The sequence below is a fragment of the Duganella sp. FT27W genome (assembly GCF_009295655.1).
Taxonomy (GTDB): domain Bacteria; phylum Pseudomonadota; class Gammaproteobacteria; order Burkholderiales; family Burkholderiaceae_D; genus Rugamonas; species Rugamonas zoogloeoides.
In genome coordinates, this window is the sequence record NZ_WHIV01000006.1 from 327,378 (window position 1) to 343,824 (window position 16,447).

14 protein-coding genes are annotated in these 16,447 nt (G+C 62.3%); 1 reads left to right on the plus strand and 13 read right to left on the minus strand.

All coding sequences use genetic code 11. The annotated features are described in order from the left end of the window. Positions 1-10: 10 nt before the first annotated feature. Genes F8197_RS27115 through eat form a run of 4 tightly spaced genes read right to left on the minus strand, consistent with a single transcriptional unit; the run spans position 11 to position 4,681 of the window. Entirely contained in the window at positions 11-1,090 is a 1,080-nt protein-coding gene (locus F8197_RS27115) for an ethanolamine ammonia-lyase subunit EutC (RefSeq protein WP_152885048.1), read from the minus strand. A gap of 7 nt (positions 1,091-1,097) precedes the next feature. Beyond that, positions 1,098-2,489 (minus strand): ethanolamine ammonia-lyase subunit EutB, encoded by a 1,392-nt coding sequence (locus F8197_RS27120; RefSeq protein WP_152885049.1) that lies wholly within the window; start codon positions 2,487-2,489, stop codon positions 1,098-1,100. Further along, entirely contained in the window at positions 2,435-3,295 is an 861-nt protein-coding gene (locus F8197_RS27125) for a TorF family putative porin (RefSeq protein ID WP_227012439.1), read from the minus strand. Before F8197_RS27125 ends, F8197_RS27120 begins: the two co-directional genes overlap by 55 nt. After that, a complete protein-coding gene (gene eat / locus F8197_RS27130; RefSeq protein ID WP_152885051.1) occupies positions 3,296-4,681 on the minus strand; it encodes an ethanolamine permease in 1,386 nt (461 codons plus the stop codon). Positions 4,682-4,866: 185 nt separating this feature from the next. Here eat and F8197_RS27135 point away from each other — a divergent pair, with 185 nt between their 5' ends. Further along, positions 4,867-5,922, plus strand: a complete 1,056-nt coding sequence (locus F8197_RS27135) for a helix-turn-helix domain-containing protein (protein WP_152885053.1) — start codon at positions 4,867-4,869, stop codon at positions 5,920-5,922. A gap of 60 nt (positions 5,923-5,982) precedes the next feature. On the opposite strand, the gene F8197_RS27140 is transcribed toward F8197_RS27135, so the two are convergent. The 9 genes from F8197_RS27140 to F8197_RS27180 all read right to left on the minus strand — a co-directional run bounded on the left by F8197_RS27140 (position 5,983) and on the right by F8197_RS27180 (position 16,441). Further along, positions 5,983-7,356 (minus strand): cytochrome c, encoded by a 1,374-nt coding sequence (locus F8197_RS27140; protein WP_152885055.1) that lies wholly within the window; start codon positions 7,354-7,356, stop codon positions 5,983-5,985. Positions 7,357-7,364: 8 nt separating this feature from the next. Beyond that, complete coding sequence (locus F8197_RS27145) at positions 7,365-9,143, minus strand: GMC family oxidoreductase (protein ID WP_152885057.1); 1,779 nt, start codon at positions 9,141-9,143, stop codon at positions 7,365-7,367. A gap of 9 nt (positions 9,144-9,152) precedes the next feature. After that, positions 9,153-9,845, minus strand: coding sequence for a gluconate 2-dehydrogenase subunit 3 family protein (locus tag F8197_RS27150; protein WP_152885059.1), 693 nt, complete (start codon positions 9,843-9,845; stop codon positions 9,153-9,155). A gap of 204 nt (positions 9,846-10,049) precedes the next feature. Continuing rightward, positions 10,050-11,072 (minus strand): protein translocase subunit SecF, encoded by a 1,023-nt coding sequence (secF, locus tag F8197_RS27155; protein ID WP_152885061.1) that lies wholly within the window; start codon positions 11,070-11,072, stop codon positions 10,050-10,052. Between the two features lie 15 nt (positions 11,073-11,087). Further along, positions 11,088-12,950: a protein translocase subunit SecD gene (gene secD / locus F8197_RS27160; RefSeq protein ID WP_152885063.1), complete on the minus strand. Its 1,863-nt coding sequence runs from the start codon at positions 12,948-12,950 to the stop codon at positions 11,088-11,090. 81 nt (positions 12,951-13,031) lie between these two features. Then, the gene (gene yajC, locus F8197_RS27165; protein ID WP_019923583.1) at positions 13,032-13,367 is read right to left on the minus strand and encodes a preprotein translocase subunit YajC; all 336 of its coding nucleotides are present in this window, start codon (positions 13,365-13,367) and stop codon (positions 13,032-13,034) included. Between the two features lie 127 nt (positions 13,368-13,494). Then, a complete protein-coding gene (gene tgt, locus F8197_RS27170; protein ID WP_019923582.1) occupies positions 13,495-14,634 on the minus strand; it encodes a tRNA guanosine(34) transglycosylase Tgt in 1,140 nt (379 codons plus the stop codon). A gap of 29 nt (positions 14,635-14,663) precedes the next feature. After that, positions 14,664-15,260 (minus strand): DUF4276 family protein, encoded by a 597-nt coding sequence (locus tag F8197_RS27175; RefSeq protein WP_152885066.1) that lies wholly within the window; start codon positions 15,258-15,260, stop codon positions 14,664-14,666. Next, positions 15,257-16,441 (minus strand): AAA family ATPase, encoded by a 1,185-nt coding sequence (locus F8197_RS27180; RefSeq protein ID WP_152885145.1) that lies wholly within the window; start codon positions 16,439-16,441, stop codon positions 15,257-15,259. The genes F8197_RS27175 and F8197_RS27180 overlap by 4 nt, the downstream gene beginning before the upstream one ends. Positions 16,442-16,447: the final 6 nt, after the last annotated feature.

Genomic DNA, 16,447 nt, shown 5'->3' on the forward strand with positions numbered 1-16,447 from the left:
GTTGTAGGTGTTAGTCGAGCAGGAAATTACGCCGCGAAGACGCCAGCGCCGGATCGTCGTCCGAGGTTTCATCCTTGAGCGCCACACCCGATAACTGGCGGCGGCGCGCTTCGGACAGCAAGTAGTGCAGCTTGAATGCTGCCGCCTCCCAGGTCAACCCCGCCGGCCGCACATTCGAGATGCAGTTGCGACTGGCGTCAGTCAACCCCACGCGCGGCGCCCAGGTCAGGTACAAGCCCATGCTGTCAGGTGAGCTCAGGCCCGGACGTTCGCCCACCAGCACCAGCACCGCGCGCGCACCGAGCAATTCGCCCACTTCGTCACCCACGGCGACGCGACCCTGCAGCACGACGGCCGGCGGGGCAATCGTCCATTCATCGAGGGCGAGGCGCGCTGTCAGGCAGCGCAGGAATGGCAGCACGTTTTGCTCGATGGCCAGCGCTGACAGGCCATCGGCGATAACGAACGCCAGGTCGTAGCTGCCGGCTGCGGAAGGTGGCTGTGGCTGTGGCTGTGGCTGTGGCTGTTGCGGTTGCGGTTGCGGTTGCGGTTGCGGTTGCGGTTGCGACTGTGCCGCTAGCGACTGTGGCTGCGTTTGCGTTTGCGGTTGTGGCTGTGCCGCTGACGGCTGCGGCTGCGCGTATTGTTGCAACAACTGGCGCGAGGCGTCATCGAGCCGGCGCCCCAGGTCGGGCCGTTGCAGGTAAATGTCGCGGCTGGCGGCGCCGCTGTGCAGCGCCAGCGCGGGTTGACCGCTCAGTTCCTGCAAACCTTCGAGCAGCGGCGCCACGTCAAGCGCCTGGTGCACGGCGTCACGCGCGCGCGCATGGGCCAGCTGGAACGCCAGTTGCGGCGCGGTCGGTTGGCTAACGCCAGCGCGTCCAAGCGCGATGCGCGCGGCGGTGAAACGGCGCAGCGCGGCCCAGGGGTTGACCACTACCAGCGCGTCTTCAACGTTGACGTTGGCTGCGGCGCTGTCGGTGTCGGTGTCGGTGTCGGCGTTGACGTTGACGTTGACGTTGACGTTGGCGTTGGCGTTGGCGTTGGCGTTGGCGTTGGCGTCAGTCTGCCGGTATTCGAGCTCGTTCATGGCGCCCTCACGTCAGTTGCGCCAGCGCGCGCTGGAACGATGGCGGCATGGTGCGGCCCAGCGTGGCGCGCTCGTCGCCGGTGAAGATTTCCATCTGCTTCAGCCATATTTCAAATTCCGGTGCAGGTTTGAGGCCCAGCGCGCGGCGCGCATACAGCGCGTCGTGGAACGACGTGGTCTGGTAGTTGAGCATGATGTCGTCCGAACCCGGAATGCCCATCACGAACGTGCAGCCAGCCGCGCCCAGCATGGTGAGCAGGATGTCCATGTCGTCCTGGTCGGCCTCGGCATGGTTGGTGTAGCAGACGTCGCAGCCCATCGGCAGGCCCAGCAACTTGGCACAAAAATGGTCTTCCAGCCCGGCGCGCACGATCTGCTTGCCGTCGTACAGGTACTCGGGGCCGATGAAGCCGACCACCGAATTGACCAGCAGTGGCTTGAACTTGCGCGCCACCGCGTAAGCGCGCGCTTCGCACGTTTGCTGATCGACGCCGTGGTGGGCATTGGCCGACAGCGCACTGCCCTGTCCCGTTTCGAAATACATGACGTTGTCGCCCACGGTGCCGCGCCCCAGCGACAGCGCGGCCTCGCGCGCCTCGCCCAGCAGCGCCAGGTTGAGGCCGAAGCTGGTGTTGGCCGCCTCGGTGCCGGCAATCGACTGGAACACCAGGTCGATCGGCGCGCCGCGTTCGATGGCCGCAATGGTGTTGGTGACGTGGGTCAGTACGCACGACTGGGTGGGAATGCCGTAGCGGTCGATGATTTCGTCAAGCATGGTAACGATCTTGATCACTTGCGGGACGTTGTCGGTGGCCGGGTTGATGCCAATGACGGCGTCGCCGCTGCCGTACAGCAGGCCGTCGAGCAGACTGGCGGCAATCCCGGTGGCGTCATCGGTCGGGTGGTTCGGTTGCAGCCGGGTGGCCATGCGTCCGTCCAACCCGATGGTGTTACGAAAGCGCGTGACCACGCGGCACTTGCGAGCGACGAGCACCAGGTCCTGGATGCGCATGATCTTGGACACCGCTGCCGCCATCTCGGGCGTGATGCCGGAGGCGACGGCCGCCAGCGCGGCACTGTCGGCGGCGTCACCGAGCAGCCAGTTTCGCAGGTCGCCCACGGTGAGGTGGGCAATGGGCGCGAACGCGGCGGAATCGTGGTCGTCGATGATCAGGCGCGTGACCTCGTCGTCCTCATACGGCACCACCAGCTCGTTCAGGAACAGCCGCAGCGGCAGGTCGGCCAGCGCCATTTGCGCCGCCACGCGCTCTTCGGCACTGGCGGCCGCCAGCCCCGCCAGCGCGTCGCCAGAGCGGGCCGGCGTGGCCTTGGCCATCAAGTCCTTCAGATCGCGGAACTGGTAGGTCCTGCTGCCTGCCATGTGCGAAAAGCTGCCCATTTCCCCTCCGGTGATGCGGACGTTTTAAAAATTGCGCGTGGCGGTGACCAGCAAGCGCTTTTGCACCACGTTCTTGCTGCTGCCGTCGGCGTTAAAGAAGGTCCACAACGGCGCGCCGTTCTTGCTGGCATCGCCGCTGTTGTAGACGCCTGCCGCCGCGAACGCGCGTCGTAGAAATTAAAGTCGTCCATGTGGCGCACTTGCTGGCGGCCCGCGTGCAAATTCAATATAAGGCCCGGGACCAGTTCCGGATTCCAGTTCAGTTCGCCGTACACGGTGCCACGCGTATCGACCAGGTCACCGCTACCCGGTTGCACCGTGAAGCCGAACCAGTAACGGCTCAGCGACACCCAGGCGGTAGCATTGAAACTGCCGATATTTACGCCGAACTTGGCCTCCTGCGTATGGTACTTGATGTCCTTGCCGCCTGTCGCGTAGTGCGCGCCGGGGAACCAGTACGTGACCAGGCCGGCGTCGACGGTGGTGTCGGCATTGAGGGCGTGGCGGTAGCCGCCATAAACGTCGAGCTCGGAACCGGCGCCGTTGTTATAGGCCGCGTGCGACACGCCCGAGCCGAACAGCCCCAGGTACACGCCGCTGCTGTGGGTGAAGTCGAGCGTGGCCTGGGCGGTGGGCTTGGCCTGGGTTTGCGAAATGCCGCGGAACAGGTAGTCGGAGACGGCCGTGATGTTGCCGGTTTCGGTCCAGGCCGACGGTGCCGGCTCGGCGGCGCAAGCCGTGGTGGCCAAGGTGGCCAGGCAGCCGGCGGCGGCCAGGCGGTGCAGTGTGCGGGACGGGGAAAACATTCAGACTCCTTTGATGGGGGTGGCGGCGTGCAGTGCGCGGCTGCCCTTGGTGGCGCGGAAGTACCCATAACCGGCAGCAAGGAAAGCAGCGAACAGGCAGAACACCAGCGGGTTGTAGTAAATCATCGTGACCAGGCAGACCACGGCGCCGGTCAGGGCAATCGCCGGGAACACCGGGTAGAACGGCGCGCGGAACGGCCGCACCATGGCCGGCTCGTCGCGACGCAGCTTGAACAGGCTCAGCATGCTGAGGATGTACATGGTGATGGCGCCGAACACCGACATGGTGACGATGTTGGCGGTCAGGGTCTGGCCGCCGATCTTGATCAGCTCGTCGCTGAAGATGGCCGCGATACCGACCGCGCCGCCGGCCAGGATGGCGCGGTGCGGCGTCTTGAAGCGCGGGTGGATCTTGGCCAGCGCTGGCGGCAGATAAGCTTCGCGGGCCAGCGCATAGATCTGGCGCGAGTAGCCGAGGATGATGCCGTGGAACGAAGCGATCAGGCCGAACAAACCGAGCCACACCAACATGTGCAGCCAGCCGCTGTTCTCGCCGACGATCATTTTCATGGCCTGCGGCAGCGGGTCGTTGATGTTGGCGAGCTTGGTCCAGTCGCCAGCGCCGCCGGCAAACGCCATCACGCCGATGGCCAGCAGCACCAGGGTGATGATGCCGGTGATGTAGGCGATCGGGATCGAGCGCTTGGGGTCCTTGGCTTCTTCGGCCGCCATGGCCACCCCTTCGATCGCCAGGAAGAACCAGATGGCAAAAGGGATCGCGGCAAACATGCCCGGAATTGCGGCAGCGCTGAACACGTCCTGTCCCGACCAGCCGCCCTTGGTGAAGTTGGCGACCGAGAAGCCCGGCGCCACCACGCCCATGAAGACCAGCAGCTCGAAAATCGCCAGCAAGGCCATCAGCAGCTCGAAGGTGGCCGCTACCTGCACGCCGACGATGTTGAGCGTCATGAACACCACGTAGGCGCCCACGGCCGCCAGCTTGGGATTGATCTCGGGGAACTGCACGTTCAGGTAGGCGCCGATGGCCAGCGCGATGGCGGGCGGCGCGAACACGAATTCGATCAGGGTGGCGGCGCCGGCCAGGTAGCCGCCCGTGGGGCCGAACGCGCGCTTGCTGTAGGCAAACGGACCGCCCGCGTGCGGGATCGACGTGGTCAGCTCGGTAAAGCTGAAAATGAAGGTGGTGTACATGGCCGCGATGAACAATGCGGTAATAGTGAAGCCCAAGGTGCCTGCCGAGGCCCAGCCGTAACTCCAGCCGAAATACTCCCCGGAGATCACCAGGCCGACGGCGATGCCCCAGAGCTGGAACGTGCTCAGCGTCTGTTGCAGGGCCGGCTGACCGGCCGGCGGTTTTGCGTTCATGTGGTTCCCCTTAAAGATAAGCCGTCACCGGCGCCCCTGCCCGTGCAGGGGGCGGGTATGAAAGTTGCTCAATGTGTTGAGTCGGATTTCAGTATAGGAGCGCGCTTGGCAAGGGCGTTATCGCAAATCGGCAAACCTGCGGCGGGCCTGCCGCGTGACTGCAACACCACCACCGTGGAGCAAATATGCACCAGACTGCGACACCACCATCGCACCACGCACCGTCATTACGCACGGTGCTGGCGCACGATGCCGACGAACTGGCCAGCAAGCTGACCAACTGGCAGCAACGCTATGACCAGGTCAGCGCCGGCCGCTTTTCGGGCGCGCTGACCGAGCGGCAATTGCCGCAGCTGCAAGTATTCAGGGAAAGCCTGAGCCAGGCGGTACGGCAGTCATGCCGGGTGTGGCCCGACGCCATCTGGTTCGGCCTTCCCGACCACGACACTGCCACCCGTATCAACGGTCGCCAGGCGGCAGACAACACCTTGATGGTGCGCCCGGGCGACGTCGAGTTCGAACTGGTCACGCCCAGCGCCTACAGCATTTACGGTATCGTTGCGAGCCGGCAATTGCTGGAAGATGCCGCGCAGCGGCACGGTTGCCGGATCGACTGGCAGCAGGTGCAGGCGGCCGAGGTGTTGCAGGTGGATGCAAGCGCACGCGCGGCTTGCTTGCGGACCCTGTCGGCGGCGCTGCCGCCTGGCGCGGCGTACGCAGTCGATGGTGCAGCGGCAGCCGACGCCAGGGTAGTTGCGCCGGGTGCGGGCAGGCTGCCAGCTGGCGCAGGGGCGTCCGGGGACGCTGGCGATGCCTGGCAGGATGGCGTGCTGTCGTCGCTGCTGGACCTGCTCGACCGCAGTTGCGGCGAGCCGGTCGCCAGCCCCAGCCTGCAACGCCGGCGCCGCGTCGTCGAGCACGTGCGCGCCTATATCGATGCACACATGGCCGACCATGCGGCGCTGACGGTGCCGCTGCTGTGCCAGCAGGTACACGTCAGCCGCCGCACTTTGCAGTATTGTTTCGAGGATGTGTTGGGGATGAGTCCGCTGCTCTATATGCGCATGATGCGCCTGAACGGCGCCCGCCGCGAGCTGCTCGACCAGGGCGCGGGGCGCGCCGCCATCGGCGACGTCGCCGACGCCTGGGGCATGAGCAATTTCAGCCAGTTCTCCAGCGATTACCGCAAGCTGTTCGGCGAGTGTCCGTCGGCCGCGATGCGGGCGCGACGGACACAGTAGGGAACCGCGAAAAACCTGTTGCGCCGCTCGTGACAGTTTTCCGAAGTTCCTGCTTGGTCGTTACTTGTTGTCGAGCTTATCGACACTGCTCGGCCGCGATACCGGCTGCGGCACCGTGCCCTCGCGTCCCGCCGCAAACGCCGCTGCCGTCAACGGCTTGACGGGAATGGCGATCTTGCGCACCTTGGCCACGTCCTTGGCCACCACCGTACCGCCCTGGTTGCCCCAGCTGGTCTGGATGAAGTTGACCACGTCGGCCACCTGCTGGTCGTTGAGCTCTTTGGCATACGGCGCCATGGTCAGCGCCGACGGCGCCGTGTGGGTCGATGGCACTGCGCCGCCCGACAGGATGATGTTGATCGCCGAGGTCGCATCCTTGCCCTGCAATACCGCGTTGCCCGCGAGTGCCGGGAACGCCGTGCCATAACCCTTGCCGTCCGAACGGTGGCATCCCGCGCACTTGTTCAGGTAGAGCAGCGCGCCTGCCGTGGCGGGCTGGCCGTTGAACAGCTGCGTGGCCACCTTGGCGTCGGCCACGAACGGCTTGGCCTGGTTGTTAGCCGGCAGCGATTTCAGATACACGGCCATGCTGGTCAGGTCCTCGTTGCTCAGGTACTGGGTCGAGTGCGCGACCACGTCGTTCATGGCGCCGAACGAGGCCGTGTGACCGTTGCGTCCGGCTTTGAGGAAATCGACGATATCAGCCGTGCTCCAGCGTGCCAGGCCGCCGCCGTGTTCGTTGCGCAGCGACGGCACGTTCCAGCCATCGATCACCTGGCCGCCGGCCAGGAAGTCGGTGTTGCCGTTGCTGGTGTACGCCTTTTCCTGCATCGTCACGCCGCGCGCCGTATGGCAGGCGCCGCAGTGGCCCAGGCCTTCGACCAGGTAGGCGCCGCGCAGGATCTGGGAGTTGGCCGTGTTGGTGGCGGGCGGCTGGTACGGCTCGGGCTTGGGTGCGAACACCCAGCGCCAGATCGTCAGCGGAAAGCGCATCGACAGCGGCCACACGATGTCGGAATCGCGGCTCGGGGTCGGATCGGCTTTGACGCCGTGCATGAAGTACGCGTACAGCGCCTGCATGTCGGCCTGGCTCAGGCGCGAGTACGATGGGTATGGCATGGCTGGATAGACGGTGTAGCCGGCCTTGGTCACGCCGGTGCGCATCAGCTTGTCGAAGTCCTCGAAACTCCAGGTGCCAATGCCGGCCTTCTTGTCAGGCGTGATGTTGGACGAATAGATCTTGCCGATCGGCGTCTCCATGCCGAGGCCACCGGCAAACGGCTTGCCGCCGGTCACGCTGTGGCAGGCGAAGCAGTCGCCGGCACGGGCCAGGTATTCGCCCTGCTTGATCAGTTTGGCATCGGGCGCGGCCCAGGCCGAGGTCGCCAGCGCCAGGCCCAGCAGGGCCAGTGATTTGGTGAGGTAATGGGTCATGGACGGTCTCATACGGCAACAAGGGGACGGGGATCTTTGAGGTACTGCTCGCGGATCGCCTTGGCCGACCAGTACGTCAGGGCGGCAGCCAGGCCGGTCGGGTTGTAGCCGATCCCGATCGGGAACACGCTCGAACCCACCGCAAACACGTTGTAGACGTCCCAGCTTTGCAGGTAGCGGTTCAGTACGCTGATCTTGGGATCGGCGCCCATCGCGGTGCCGCCGGCCCAGTGCGTGGTCTGGTAGTTGCGCAGGTCCAGGTGGTCGCCGAAGTTTTTTACCGACACGTGGATCGATTTCGGATTCATGGCCTTGGCGACCGCGAGCATCTTGTCGGTGACATAGCGGCTCATCTTGATGTCGTTGTCGTGCCAGTCGAACGTGAAGCGCAACAGCTTCTGGCCGAACTGGTCGGTGTAAGTCGGGTCGAGATCGACATAGCAGTCGCGGTACACCATGTTGGCGCCGTGCACGTCGAACGACACGGTGTTGGTGTAGTTGTCCTTGACCGCGCGCTTCCAGCCCGCGCCCCAGGCCGGCGTGCCGTCCGGCACCGGGATGCCGGCAATCGGTTTGACGCCGGCCGGGTTACACCAGGCGGGCGAGCCGCCGACAAAACCAAGCGGACCGTGGTCGAAATGGTCGCCGTTGTAATCATCGACCGCCACGCCGTTGCCGCCGGAACCGATGAAGGGATTGGTGTTCTTGTTCGGATCGAAAAACATCTGCACGGTGGACATGGTCTGATAGGCGATATTGCGCCCCACCACGCCCTCGTTTTTCACCGGGTCGTACGGTTTGCCGACGCCCGACACCAGGAACAGGTGGGCATTGTTGTACGCAAAGGTGCTGGCGATCACCAGGTCGGCCGGCTGCTCGACAGTCTTGCCATCCTTGTTCACGTACGTGACGCCGGTAGCCTTTTTCTTGCTGCTGTCGAGGTTGATGCGCAGCACATTGCAGTGCGGGCGCAGCTCGAAATTGGCGGCCTTGCGCAGCGCGGGCATGATGTTTACCTGCGGCGACGCCTTGGAATAGTTGTAGCAGGCAAAACCGGAGCAGAAGCCGCAGAAGTTACACGGCCCCATCTGGCAGCCATACGGATTCACGTACGGTTGCGACGCATTCGACGACGGCGCCACGAACGGGTGCAGGCCCACTTCGGCAGCGGCCTTGTGGAACAGGTGCGCCGTGTACGGCACTTTTTGCGGCGGCAGCGCGTAGTGGTCGGAACGGCTTGGTTCGAAGAAGTTTCCTTCTCCCACCACCTTGCCATCGACACGGTAGGCCACGCCCGACGTGCCAAAGACTTTTTCGACGAAGTCGAAGTGCGGCTCCAGCTCCTCGAAAGACACGCCGAAGTCCTGGGTGGTCATGCCTTCGGGGATGAATTTTTTGCCGTAGCGCTCGTTGTAATGCGTGCGCAGTTTCAGTTCTTCCGGCAGCACGCGCCAGTGCTGGCCCGACCAGTGCAAGCCGGCGCCGCCAACGCCGGTGCCCGGCTTGAACGCGCCGATCTGGCGGTACGGAACCGCCACGCCACCGACGTCGTGGCGGAACGTGAACGAGCCTTTCGACAAATCCTGGAACAGCTTGGAGCGCTGGATATAGGTCAGCTCGTCCAGCGTTTTCGGGTAGGCGCCGTCCGGGTACGTGTCCTGGAACGCGCCGCGCTCGAGCGCCAGCACCTCCATGCCCGCTTCCGTCAATTCCTTGGCCATGATGGCGCCGGTCCAGCCGAAGCCGACAATGACGACCTCGACTTTTTTGAGTGTGATATCTGCCATGCTGTTTCCTTACGCGATCGAGGCGGGTGGCAGCGGATAGTGCTTGCCGTATTGCTCGACCCAGTCCATGTAGTCGGCGCGGGCGCCGGGGAAGTTGATCATTTTCCAGGCGGCCATGTCCTTGTTGCCGCCGTGGACGGGGTCGCTGAAATACCCCTCGCGCGTGTTTTGCAGCAACTGGCCGAAGAAGGTCTTCGGCGGCACGGCGCCGATGGCCAGCGTGCCCTGTTCCAGTTCGCCGATCACGGCATCTTTCTGCGCTGCATCGAGCGTAGTAAAAGCCTTGCCCAGCTTGGCCTGGACCGCGTGCTCGAGGCCTGCGAGGGCGCTGCGGTACAGGTCGCGCGGCGCCATGTGGAACTGGTAGCCGAACTCGGGCGGGGACTCGGGCACGAACGGCGCCTGCATGAACCACAGCTTGCCGTATGCATACGGCGTGTTCATCTGCAGGTCGATGAACTCGTGCACGCCCGCTTCAAGCGCGCCGGGGCCGTCGCTGTTGGCCGGGATCAGGCGATCGACCAGCGCTTGCAGCGTGGCCCACTCGGCTGCAGTGAAGTAGGCGGGGCGATAGGCGGAGGGGGTGTTGCTGCTGGCCGCCACGCCCACGCCGGCGGCAGCGACCAGGGCGACGGCTGGCCCGACGGTGACTGCCTTGCGCAGGAAGCTGCGGCGGTGCGGAGAAATACCAATGGTTTTCATGAGAACCCTTTTATTCGACTTGTAGTACCAAAAGTACATAAATAAAGTAAGTGACGAATTGACATCCTACGCCTACATCAATCGGGCTCGCGCACGATACGGTTTTTACTACGCGTTGTTACTGATGCCGGATGTACGCCGGGTACAGGCGAAAAAAAGCCGCGCTCCGAAGAACGCGGCTTTTCAGAAGATCCAGCTCAGCGCTTACACCACCGCGCCGTCGGTCTCGTCTTTTTCCTTGACCGGCTTGATCAGGTCTTCACGCTTGACGCCGAGCCACATGGCAATCGCTGCCGCCACGAACACCGACGAATAAATACCGAAGCAGATGCCGATGGTCAGCGCCATGGCAAAGTAGTGCAGCGTCGGGCCGCCGAAGAACAGCATCGCCAGGACCATCATCTGGGTGCTGCCGTGGGTGATGATGGTACGCGAGATGGTGGACGTAATCGCGTTGTCGATCACTTCATGCACGGTGGCCTTGCGGGACTTGCGGAAGTTTTCGCGGATCCGGTCGAAAATCACGACCGATTCGTTGACCGAGTAACCGAGCACGGCCAGGATACCAGCCAGCACCGTCAGCGAGAACTCCCACTGGAAGAAGGCGAAGAAGCCGAGAATGATGACCACGTCGTGCAGGTTGGCGATGATTGCCGAGACGGCGTATTTCCACTCGAAGCGGATGGCCAGGTAAATCATCACGCCCACCACCACCATCACCAGCGCGTTCAGGCCATTCTGGGTCAGTTCTTCACCGACCTGCGGGCCGACGAACTCCACCTTGCGCAGTTCGACCGCCTCGGCGCCGGAGGCGCTCATGCAGGCCTGCTTGACCACGTGTTCGCCCTTGGCGTTGACGTTGTCGATCTGGGTCAGCGCGCCTTTTTCAGCCTTGCAAAGGGTCTCGTAGACCAGTTGCGAAGCATCCTTGGCACTGATGTTCTTCACCACCGGCAGGCGCAGCAACACGTCGTGCGCAGTGCCGAAGCCGGCCGCTTCCGGGTGCTCGTAGCCGATGCCGCGCAGCGAGTCTCGTATCCCTTCGAGGTTGGCCGGTTGCTGGTACTTCAGCTCCATCACGGTGCCGCCGGTGAATTCCACCGACAGGTGCAAGCCGCGGTGGAACAGGAAGAACACGGCCGCCACGAAGGTCAACGCCGAGATGACGTTGAACACCAGGGCATGCCGCATGAACGGTATGTCTTTCTTGATGCGGAAAAATTCCATTTGCTATGCCTCGAATTATTTGGTGTCCGGACGCCAGATGGTGCCGATGGCGATCGATTGCAGCTTTTTCTTGCGGCCGTACCAGAGGTTGACCACACCGCGCATGATGAACACCGCAGAGAACATCGACGTCAGGATGCCCAGCGTGTGCACCACGGCAAAGCCGCGGATCGGACCGGAACCGAATACCAGCAGCGCCAGGCCGACGATCAGGGTGGTGACGTTGGAGTCGATAATCGTGGCCCAGGCGCGGTCGAAACCGGCCGTAATGGCCGACTGCGGCGACGCCCCGGCCCGCAACTCCTCGCGCACCCGTTCATTGATCAGCACGTTCGAGTCGATCGCCATGCCGAGCGCCAGCGCGATAGCAGCCATACCCGGCAGGGTCAGGGTAATGCCCAGCAGCGACAGCAAGGCCACCAGCAGCAACAGGTTGCACGCCAGCGCAAACACGCTGAACAGGCCAAACATCATGTAGTAGGCAATCATGAAGATCGCCACGGCAGCGAAGCCGTACATGGTCGAGTGCATACCCTTGGTCACGTTCTCGGCGCCCAGTTGCGGGCCGATCGTGCGTTCTTCGATCACTTCCATCGGTGCGGCCAGCGCGCCCGAGCGCAGCAGCAGCGCCAGTTCGGCCGAATTCTCGGCATTGCCCATGCCGGTGATCTGGAAGCGGCTGCCCAGTTCACTCTGGATGGTGGCAACCGACAGCACTTCCGGCTTGCCCTTCTCGAACAGCACGATGGCCATTTTCTTGCCCACGCGGGTGCTGGTGGCGTCGCGCATGCGGCGGCCGCCATCGCCGTTGAGGTCGATGCCGACGGCCGGTTGTTGGTTCTGGTCGAAGCTGGCGGTGGCGCTGGAGATGTAGTCGCCGGTCAGCACCACGTCCTTGGTCAGCACGACCGGTACGCCTTTACCGACGGTAAACAGTTCCGAGTTCAGCGGAACTGCCGACGTCAGCTCGGTACCCGGGGTGATCGATTCGTCGACCATGCGGATTTCCAGGGTAGCAGTGCGGCCGATGACGGAACGCGCGCGCGCCACGTCCTGCACGCCTGGCAGTTGCACGATGATGCGGTCGGGACCTTGCTGCTGGATGATCGGTTCGGCCACGCCCAGCTCATTGACACGCTTGGACAGGGTCGAGATGTTCTGTTTGACGGCTTCGTCAGTGGTCTGCTTGAGTGCGGCAGCTTTCAGGCTGATCACGGTTTTCAGGTCGGTGTCGCTGCCGGAGTCGGCAAACGTCACGTCCGGCATCTGCTCGCCCAGCACCGACTTGGCCTTCTGGCGGGTTTCATTGTCGCGGAAGTTGATGACGATGGTGTCGCCCGAGCGCTCGATACCGGCGTGGCGCACATTCTTGTCGCGCAGCTGGCTGCGGGCGGAAGCCTGCATACCCTGCAAACGCTTGGCCAGCACGGCCTTGGTATCGACTTGCATCAGGAAGTGGACGCCGCCGCGCAGGTCGAGGCCGAGGTACATCGGCGCCGCGTGCAGGGTTTGCATCCATTTCGGGGTATCCGGTTGCAGATTCAGCGCCACCAGGTACGATGGATCTTCAATATCGGCGTTCAGGCCTTTTTCCAGCACGGCCTTGGCGCGGAACTGGGTGTCGGGATCGGGAAAGCGCACGCGCACGGAAGCGTAGGTGCCGGTGCCATCGAAGGAGAGTTCGCTGTGCGGGATTTTTTCGCGGGTGAGCACGTCATCGACCTTGGCGACCATGTCGGACGTCAGCTTGAGCGTCGATTTACCGCTCGTCACCTGCACTGCCGGCGATTCGCCGAAGTAGTTGGGCGCGGAGTAAAGCGCACCCAGCAGGATGGTGACGGCAATGAGTATGTATTTCCAGACGGGATAGCGATTCATATTGTTCAACGTTCAGGGTTAGGCGTCGGATGCAATACGGCCCGCCTGTCGTGCGACAAAGCGGGCCGGGGCCTGGGCCGGTTACAGCGCCTTGAGCGTGCCTTTCGGCAGGACCATGGTCACCGAGCTTTTTTGCACGGTCATTTCCACGCCGTTCGAGATTTCGATGGTCAGGTACAGGTCCGAAATCTTCGAGATACGGCCCAGAACGCCACCAGCGGTCACGACTTCATCGCCCTTGGCCAGCGCTTCCATCATGGTCTTCTGTTCCTTGGCGCGCTTCATCTGGGGACGGATCATCAGGAAGTACATTGCCACGAACATCAGAATCAGGAAGCCGTATTGGCCCAGGAAGCCGCCGGCGCCGCCGAGCGACTCGAGAGGGTTGGATTGGGCGTAAGCGTTGGATATAAACACAGTGACTCCGATAATAGTTTGAAAAAACAGCGCTGTATTCTAGCACTGGCCGGAAGGCGCTAGGACTTCCGGTTATGTTGGTGGCTTAATTTCTTTTACAAGACTTACAAGCCTGTCAGCTAAAAATTTAAACCCCGCGCGCGCGGTCGGCGTGGAATTGCTGCACCCATGCCGGGAAACGGTCGGCATCGAGGGCATCGCGCATTTGCTGCATGATGTCGAGGTAATAATGCAGGTTGTGGATGGTATTGAGGCGCGCACCGAGGATTTCCTGGGTGCGGTTCAGGTGGTGGTGATAGGCGCGCGAGAAGTTCTTGCAGGCATAGCAGGAGCAGGTGCTGTCGAACGGCTCCTTGTCTTCCTTGTAACGCGCGTTCTTGATCTTGATGTCGCCATAGCGGGTGAAGATCCAGCCGTTGCGGGCATTGCGGGTCGGCATTACGCAGTCGAACATGTCGACACCGTGCGACACGCCGGCCACCAGGTCTTCCGGCGTGCCCACGCCCATCAGGTAGTGCGGCTTGTTGGCCGGCAGTTTCGGGCCGACGTGCTGCAGGATGCGCATCATGTCTTCCTTCGGCTCGCCCACCGACAGGCCGCCGATGGCCAGGCCCGGGAAGTCGATGGCTTCGAGGCCCGCCAGCGATTCGTCGCGCAGGTTCTCGAACATGCCGCCCTGGACGATGCCGAACAGCGCGTTCGGGTTCTCGCCACGGTGGAATTCGTCGTGCGAGCGCTGGGCCCAGCGCAGCGACATGCGCATCGACTTGGCCGCTTCCTCGATGGTGGCCGGGCGCTTGTCGATCTCGTACGGCGTGCATTCGTCGAACTGCATGACGATGTCGGAGTTCAGCACGCGCTGGATCTGCATCGACACTTCGGGCGACAGGAACAGCTTGTCACCGTTGATCGGCGAATTGAAGTGCACGCCCTCTTCCGTGATCTTGCGCATCGCACCGAGCGAAAACACCTGGAAGCCGCCCGAGTCGGTCAGGATCGGCTTGTCCCAGCCCATGAAGTCGTGCAGGCCGCCAAACTTGGCCATCACGTCGTTACCGGGGCGCAGCCACAGGTGGAAGGTGTTGCCGAGGATGATCTGGGCGTTGATTTCTTTCAGTTCCAGCGGCGACATGGCTTTGACCGAGCCGTAAGTGCCAACCGGCATGAAGATCGGGGTCTGCACCACCCCGTGGTTGAGTTTGACTTCACCGCGACGGGCGTGGGTGAGACCGGTGGTATCGGTTTTGTGTAACTTGAATTCCAACATTAAATACTTTCGTAAAATTATTTCAGAGACTAGTTCGATGCCGAAGGCCGCACGTTTCTGTCCCATTCGCTGACCAGTTTTCTAAACGATCGGCTGTTGGTGTAAGCCATATCCAGATCGAAGACCGCTGAAAATGCTGCCTGATCAACTACTTCGTGATACTTCTTCCCGTGCGGCAGACATTTGGACATCCATTGCTTGGCCCCTCGGACCGATTCAGCGTCGGGCACCACCGCCGGCGGCACGAAATCCCGCCGGCCCTTCAAAGTCGGCGCAGCCGCAATAAACCACGCCTCATATTCATACTTCGCCAGCACCACTGAAATCCTTGCGCCAGGCGCCAGTTTTTCCGCGCGCCGCAACACTTCCAGTGCTTTGGTGCGAGGACAGTCATCGTCGGCATCGAGCAGAATCAAGATCCAGCCAGACGGCTGGCATTTTAAATTTGCCAACAAAATCTGCTTGCGGAACTCATCCGCGTTGTTCAGGAAACGATCCCGGCGAACTCTGATCGGCTGTCCGATGGTCGGAAACACCGAGGATTCCCGCCAAGTCGAAAAACGTCGCAGCAACGTCGGTAGCGCCTTGACCTCGCCATCACCTTCGACGATGCAAACGATGTTCATGGCACCATATTCCCCCACAATGGCGCAGGTAACTGTTGCGTAGCGGCGGCAACCTGATCGGCCGATAACTGTCCCAAGCGCAGCAACTCGCCTAGCGACCAAAGCTTGGTTTCAACCGCGTCGCGCGAACCTTTATCAAGCGCGGTAATCAAGGTGGCGCCAGCCACGCTCGTTACGGCAAGGACAGCTTCCGGTTGCAAATCCACGTCGTCCAGCAAGTCGGGACTATGGCTCACCACGATCACCTGGCGCTGCTCCGAGGCGCGGACTATTGCTTCTCGCACGGCAGCGAATGCGCCTGGATGGAGCGCGGTTTCAGGCTCTTCCAACCCAACCAGCTGTGGCGTGGAGGCATCGTTACGCTGAAACAAGGCAGTTAGCACTGCTAATGCGCGCAAGGTTCCATCGGACATATTGTTCGCATAGAACAGAGCGGATATTTGCCCCTCGATATTTTGCCTGAATAAAACCGTTTCCATAGGACCAACAGCGGTTCGTTCCACCATCTGCACGCCGGGAACGATCAGCCGTAAATAATCCTCGATCAGGTTCAGCACATCGCCGTGTGCTTGACGCAAGTAGCCAAGCACGGCGGCAATATTGGCCCCGTCACCAAGCAACGACCGGCCATCTTGCTGCATCTGCTGCATCCGCATCAATTGCGGATTCGGATTGTAGATACTCATCGACGCCAGCGCGTCGAACACCGCGCGAAACACCGGAATTCCGGACACTGCCACCAGTGCCAGCCTATCCTGCGACACAGCTGGAAACGGCATGATGGTGCTTGATTTCAGTACCCCATCGACGACTTGATAGGAGTCAGCGCCGATGCTGCATTCCTCTGCGCTGATGATAAAGCCGGCACTCTCGGACGGTCGCATCATCAGTGCATAATGTCCTGCGCGCCCATCGGGCAAGCGGAACTCGAGGCGTATGCCAAGGTAGCCGGCTTGTACCGCATTTCGATGTAACAGATGCGCTACACCCCAGCGGGCGTTGAGGGCAGCAGCCAGCGACATTTTGAGCGCATCGGCCACCAGGTGCAAAGCATCAAGGAAATTGCTTTTACCCGCACCATTTGGACCGACCAAATAAGTGAGCGCGCCCAACCGAACATCGCACGCGGCGATACTCTTATAGTTGTGCAACACTACTCTGGTCAGAAATGTCGAGGGCATGTTCAA

Bases quoted from the DNA above. Each gene is read 5' to 3' on its own strand.
- F8197_RS27115 (WP_152885048.1), bottom strand. From the start codon at position 1,090: ATGAACGAGCTCGAATACCGGCAGACTGACGCCAACGCCAACGCCAAC.
- F8197_RS27120 (WP_152885049.1), bottom strand. From the start codon at position 2,489: ATGGGCAGCTTTTCGCACATGGCAGGCAGCAGGACCTACCAGTTCCGC.
- F8197_RS27125 (WP_227012439.1), bottom strand. From the start codon at position 3,295: ATGTTTTCCCCGTCCCGCACACTGCACCGCCTGGCCGCCGCCGGCTGC.
- eat (WP_152885051.1), bottom strand. From the start codon at position 4,681: ATGAACGCAAAACCGCCGGCCGGTCAGCCGGCCCTGCAACAGACGCTG.
- F8197_RS27135 (WP_152885053.1), top strand. From the start codon at position 4,867: ATGCACCAGACTGCGACACCACCATCGCACCACGCACCGTCATTACGC.
- F8197_RS27140 (WP_152885055.1), bottom strand. From the start codon at position 7,356: ATGACCCATTACCTCACCAAATCACTGGCCCTGCTGGGCCTGGCGCTG.
- F8197_RS27145 (WP_152885057.1), bottom strand. From the start codon at position 9,143: ATGGCAGATATCACACTCAAAAAAGTCGAGGTCGTCATTGTCGGCTTC.
- F8197_RS27150 (WP_152885059.1), bottom strand. From the start codon at position 9,845: ATGAAAACCATTGGTATTTCTCCGCACCGCCGCAGCTTCCTGCGCAAG.
- secF (WP_152885061.1), bottom strand. From the start codon at position 11,072: ATGGAATTTTTCCGCATCAAGAAAGACATACCGTTCATGCGGCATGCC.
- secD (WP_152885063.1), bottom strand. From the start codon at position 12,950: ATGAATCGCTATCCCGTCTGGAAATACATACTCATTGCCGTCACCATC.
- tgt (WP_019923582.1), bottom strand. From the start codon at position 14,634: ATGTTGGAATTCAAGTTACACAAAACCGATACCACCGGTCTCACCCAC.
- F8197_RS27175 (WP_152885066.1), bottom strand. From the start codon at position 15,260: ATGAACATCGTTTGCATCGTCGAAGGTGATGGCGAGGTCAAGGCGCTA.
- F8197_RS27180 (WP_152885145.1), bottom strand. From the start codon at position 16,441: ATGCCCTCGACATTTCTGACCAGAGTAGTGTTGCACAACTATAAGAGT.